This is a genomic window from Chamaesiphon sp. GL140_3_metabinner_50 (assembly GCF_025361915.1).
Taxonomy (GTDB): Bacteria; Cyanobacteriota; Cyanobacteriia; order Cyanobacteriales; family Chamaesiphonaceae; genus Chamaesiphon.
Genome location: NZ_JANYJC010000293.1, coordinates 1 through 5661 on the forward strand (window position 1 = coordinate 1; position 5661 = coordinate 5661).

The 5661-nt window shown below is 46.0% G+C and carries 3 protein-coding genes, 1 rRNA gene and 1 pseudogene; all 5 read right to left on the reverse strand.

The features are described 5' to 3' along the window. Window positions 1-274: pseudogene (locus Q0R35_RS14260) on the reverse strand (hypothetical protein); the annotation flags it as partial. After that, window positions 271-1776 carry a GT4 family glycosyltransferase PelF gene (gene pelF, locus Q0R35_RS14265; protein ID WP_295619525.1) on the reverse strand — a complete coding sequence of 502 codons (1506 nt, stop codon included), beginning with the start codon at window positions 1774-1776 and terminating at the stop codon, window positions 271-273. The pseudogene Q0R35_RS14260 and the gene pelF, both read right to left, overlap by 4 nt. Window positions 1777-1919: 143 nt before the next feature. Then, entirely contained in the window at window positions 1920-3857 is a 1938-nt protein-coding gene (locus tag Q0R35_RS14270; RefSeq protein ID WP_295619528.1) for a response regulator, read from the reverse strand. A 321-nt stretch (window positions 3858-4178) separates the two neighbouring features. Beyond that, the gene (locus Q0R35_RS14275) at window positions 4179-5366 is read right to left on the reverse strand and encodes an AGE family epimerase/isomerase (RefSeq protein ID WP_295619531.1); all 1188 of its coding nucleotides are present in this window, start codon (window positions 5364-5366) and stop codon (window positions 4179-4181) included. Window positions 5367-5545: 179 nt separating this feature from the next. Further along, window positions 5546-5661 (reverse strand): 5S ribosomal RNA (rrf, locus tag Q0R35_RS14280); the annotation flags it as partial.

Sequence of the window (5661 nt, forward strand, 5' to 3'; positions counted from 1 at the left end):
GTGAAAATTGAGTGATAAAGACATTTAGTTTGTCGATAAACTTCGGAGCTATTATCGAAAGCTCTCGATCGCGATCGACAAATGGAAATTGTTCGCGTTGGGCATAAATAAATTGTCCGAGTACTAGTGCATCGGGACAACCGAATTCAGCAGCAATTGTTTTATCTGTGTAGCCTAAGGTTTCGATAATTGCCACAATTTCCCACGGATCGCAGACGTTAGGATAATTGAGATAAATTGAGTTAATTAAATTCTGAAGCGAATGATTTGTCACGGCTTACCAGTAATCTTGATTTTAGAAATTCTCGCCTGACGAATTAAGTGTAAATAGAGGTCGAGATAAGCTTGAATGCATTTTTGCTGCGTAAACAATTCTAACGCTCGTTGTCGAGATTTTTGACCGATTTGGGTGCGCTGTCGATCGGTTAAACTCAGGAGTTGAATTATCGCTGCGGCAAGTTCGATCGGGCGATTGGCTGGTACGATCGATCCCGTATCGCCTAGTGCTTCCTCTACTCCACCAACATCGGTAGAAACGATCGCCGCACCACAGAGCATCGCCTCGATAACGGCATAGGGAAAACCCTCAGAAATACTAGAGAGTGCGACAACATCGGCGGCTCCATACACCCGCCACGGTTCGGTTGTAAAGCCAGCAAAATTTACCGTGTTTTCCAACCAATATTCGGCAATCTTTTGCTGACAACGCTCGAAGTAATCTAAATCGGCAGGTTTACCATATAACTTAAATTCTACATCGGGAAATTTGTCTCGGACGATCGGTGCGGCTTCAATTAGCGTTAACTGTCCCTTGAGTGCAAAAATTAACCCCATATTGATGACGATCGGATGAGCATTAGACTGACGCGATTGAGGTTTAAACTTGTCTGGATCGGCACCGTTATGCACGACCTGAATCTTCCGTGGCGGCACTTCCCACCACTGCTCCCAACGGGTATTATATTTACATACGGGGGCGATCGTGTCTGCAAAATGATAGTTTAATTTGACAACCGCACTCACTAAATAATGCAAAAAGCGACGGACGAAAACAGAAGAGATCGAAGTTCGCAAATTAAGATATTGTTCGCGAATATTAATTCCATGTTCGGTTAAAAGATAGGGAATCCGATACTTAATTTTGCCAACTATCCCCGGCAATCCACAATAACTGGCAGCCGAAGAATGAATCAAATCTACAGTTGGAATCGGTACGTGCAGGGGAATACAGAGCCGATAGAGCAGTTTGAGAGTTTCAGAAATCTCGCCTAAAGTAATCCGCGCGGGTTCGATCTGAGATTGCCAAGCGGTAGTTACTAGTTTCTGAAAGCATTCCCACACCTCCATCGACATCATCGTTTTATGATAGTCATATCGCAAAAAATACTCATGAATCTCCACAAATGTATTGCCCAGCGTCTCGATATCCATCCTGTCTGGCAATAAAATCCCTTTTAACAGTTGCTCGAATATGGGAATAAAGCGTTGACGAATAACCGTCTCAGTGGTCGCAATTTTGCTCTTCAAGGCACGAGAAAACGGAAACCGCCATCCATACTCGATCGGATCTTCCATCCCCCACAGCGGCACCTTGAGCATTTGTGTGACGTTTGCCGAGAGTTGGTATTGCTGGGGCAAATAAGGATTGGCAACGATCGCCAAAATCTTAAAGTCCACTTCTGGCATCTGGTGAGTCAGTTCGTGACACCAAGTACTCACACCCCCACTCAGGAATGGATACGTCCCTTCTGTTGTCAGCAAAATGCAAGGCTTCATCTAGGTTTTAGGCTTTAGGTTTTAGGCGTTAGATACTCAGATGCAAGCGTCCCTGAATCCCTACTCTTTTCCTTTATTTTCGATTACTCCATACTTTCCATTCCCTAAAGCCTAATACCTAAAGCCTAAAGCCTAAATGAAGCCTATTTCGGAAAATAAACCGTACCATTTTGACCGATTAACACAGTCGGTTTGGGGTTGGTAAATTCGACTTCGATGCGTTGAGTAGATCGATCGACTGGGGGGGCAATATTAGTAACTAGGGCGACTAATTCTTGACTTTCGATCGCGGTACCAACTTTGACGAGTGCTTTTTGTCCGGTTTTGAGGAGTGCAGCTTGTTGAGCTTCAACATCCACGCCGATTTTGAGTTTTCGAGGATTGGTAATACTCATCAACTTACTCCCCGCAAATACTCGATCGCCCAACGAGATGGGAATTTCGATCGCCATCCCCGAAATTGGTGCGGTAACATCGCTCTGAGTTGGCTCTAAAATCGGCATTTGACTGCTAGCGATCGCCGATGGTTTACCATTAGGCATCGTTTTCTGGATCTGTTGCAACTTAGTCTCGATCTGTTGAAAATCGGCACGAGCGATTTGGAGTTGTGCTTGAAGTTGCTGGAGTTGTCCGGCTTGTTCGATCAGGGCGAGTTGTTGTTGCAGTTGGGTCGATCGTGTCTGTGCGGCTTGTTTCTCGGTAGTAACTTTGGCACTATCAACCAAACTATCGTAATCCGATCGGGCGATGTTTAGATCCGATTTAGCGACAGTCATTTCTTTTTCGGCTTGTTCGACTCGCTCTTGCGAGATCGCGCCTTCGCTTTGATATTGAGCCAATCGCTCGTATGTCGCTAACGTCCGTTCGTAGATGGCTTGTGTGCGGGTAATGGCTTCGCGTTTTTGGCTCAAAGGGAGTCGTTCTGTCTGAGTGGCGACTAAATTCACCTTCACGTTAGCATCGGCTACTTGTTGGCGCAGTGGTGCGAGGTTGCGTTGATAATTAGCGATCGCCAGTTGAATATTACTAATTCTACCAGCAGCGGCTTGTCGCTCACCGATCGCCAGTTGTTGCTGCTGGAGTGCCTGTTGCTGTTGTTGAGATGCCTGTTGGATTGCAATTTGCTGTTGCTGCGCCATAAGTTGCTGTGCCGAGAGCTGTTTGGTACGATTAGCACGCTCGGCATCGACATTCCGAATACTCAATAATCGATCGCCAGCCTTGACCGTTTGCCCGACAACGATCGGCATTACGGTAACGATACCAGGAATGGTGGCATCGATTTTAGTAATATGGAGGGGTTCGATTTTGCCGACGAAGGGCAGATTTTGTAATTGTTGCGCGCGGTCTTGCCGTTCTGGTGTTTGTGCTGGTTTATTTAAACTTTGACGGATCAGATAGAGCGAACATGTCAATCCCAATCCGGCGACTACTAACGCCGTAGCTTGATACCAGCCGATCGATGATTTACGCGATCGGCTTAATGCGGTAATATCTAGAATTAGCTCCGATGGTTGCTCGAATTCCGTACCGGGGACGATCGCCGTATTCTTGGCTGCTGTACGCTTATTAATGCCAGTCAGTTCTAAACTACCCGGATACTCAATCCGACTGACGGGCATTCGCTCGTTACTAGGGCGAGGTTTCCACTCTAATAATCCTGCTTCGATCTTATTCGGAATAAATTTCTCAAATAACCCTGGGGCAATTTGCATGTAGCCACGATTGACAAAGCGGACGGCATCGCAAATTTCCTGTGCGGGAGCACCTTTGAGGATATAGCCATTTGCCCCAGCATAGATCGAATCGGCGACATATTCATCGCTATCGTGACTGCTCAGGACGAGTACTTTAGTTTTTCGAGAGCTATGAGAGATAATTTTGGTTGCGAGCACACCATCAATATCCGGCATCTCCATATCCATGAGCACGACATCGGGTAACAGCAGCTTGACTTGCTCGATCGCATCATAGCCATTGTCTACCATTCCAACGATATCAAAGTCTGGCTCGGTCTCTAGTAGAGACTTCAACCGTTCCCGAATGCTCTTCTGGTCATCCACCAGGAGAATGCGAATCATGTCCACTTCCTTTGCTTTGTGATACTTATTGCTAGCCGTGGCTCATTTATTCGATCGATCTGCTGCCTTAGCCGGATGAAAATATATTTTGGTAAACTATATATCAATTTTATTACAGATTTAGCTAAATCGAGCCGATAGTACTACTGACTCTTGAATTGTAACTTCGATCGCATCTCCCGGTCTGTCTCGATCGGCACAGGCGATCGTCTAAACTCTACCAATTATGACTCTAACTAGCTAAATTTGGCTGGCACTGCGATCGTCGCACAGCTTTTTTCCGCCATTTAGCTGAATAGATCGTTGCCAAATTATCCGCATTCAGTCGCTTTCTCGACCGATGGCTAATGCTTCAAACTCCTGCCAGCACATCAATAGAGCGCGCGGAACGTGAAAACACCCTTTCCATTTACCACCCTTGAGGTCTAACAATACTTGCCCCTGTCGATCCAAATAGCCAAACCATTCCCCACCTTCAGGGTCGGCAAAGTGTTTCCACGTATATTCATGCACTTTTTGATACCAATCCCAACAAGCAGCTCTCCCAGTCAACCGAAAGCCCATTGACAAAGCTACCAAAGTTTCCACATGTACCCACCATAATTTCTGATTCCATTCCAATTGTTGCGGCGGATGCCCGTCAGCATCCATAAAATAATAGATGCCCCCATACTCATTATCCCAAGCAAAATCCAGAATATTTAAAACCGTATCGACTGCCCGTCCGATAGTCGCTGTATCCTGACGGCGATTGGCAATATCCATAATAAACCACATCGCTTCGATCCCATGTCCTGGATTAATCGATCGACCCTCGAAACAATCGACATGGCTGCCATCGGGAGCCACATTTTCGTACATTAACCCGCTCTTCTTGTCAAGAAAGTCATTCATCACTTCCGCGACAGTCAGATCCAATACCCGATCTAATTCGGCATCCGGTAACAGCCATGCCACTTCCAGCGTCAGGTTTGCTAAAATCATCGGTACTGCCAGAGATTTTAAAGAGCGCGTACCAGGATATGTTTTATTGTAGCGACCCTTAGGATCGTCTTTGCGCCGCAACACATTTTGATAAGCTTGAAGCGCAACATCTTTTGCCCAAGATTCGCCATCAGCAAGCGCAAATTGACTGAAAGCCATCGCTGCAAAACAGTCAGAAAAGATATTATAAGGCTCAGTAAGGGGCTGTCCCGCTCGATCGAGTGAAAAATACCAATTTCCCTGCAAATCGCGCCCGTGTTCCGCTAGAAAATTCGCCCCATGCCCAGCAATCTTGAGCCACTCACTCCGCTGCTCTACCCGATTGTACAACATCGAAAACGTCCACACCTGACGATTTTGCAACCAAATAAACTTATCGGTATCGTACACTTTACCCGCTCGATCGAGACAGGTAAAATAGCCGCCATGCTCCCAATCGATCGAGTTTTGCTCCCAAAATGGTATGACATTATTAAGGAGTGTATTTTGGTAAAGTTGCGCTAGTTCTTTAAAATCGCAGTTCATTTCAAGACCGGGAAAAGGATGATAGATAGAGATTTACATGAGCAGGTTCGCGATTGAAATTGCTGCAATGTAACTATAACCTTAGTCTATCTCGATCGATCGACAATGTTAACTAGTAATAACCAAAACAAACAAGCCCGCAATCAAATGATTGAGGACTTGTTTGATTTAAATATTGAGCTTGGCAGCGAGCTATTTTGACAGGGGGCAACCCCCCAACTATCGTCGCCGTGCGAGCGTTTCACCTCCGAGTTCGGGAAGGGATCGGTGTGGTTCCACTCGGCCATAGACACCA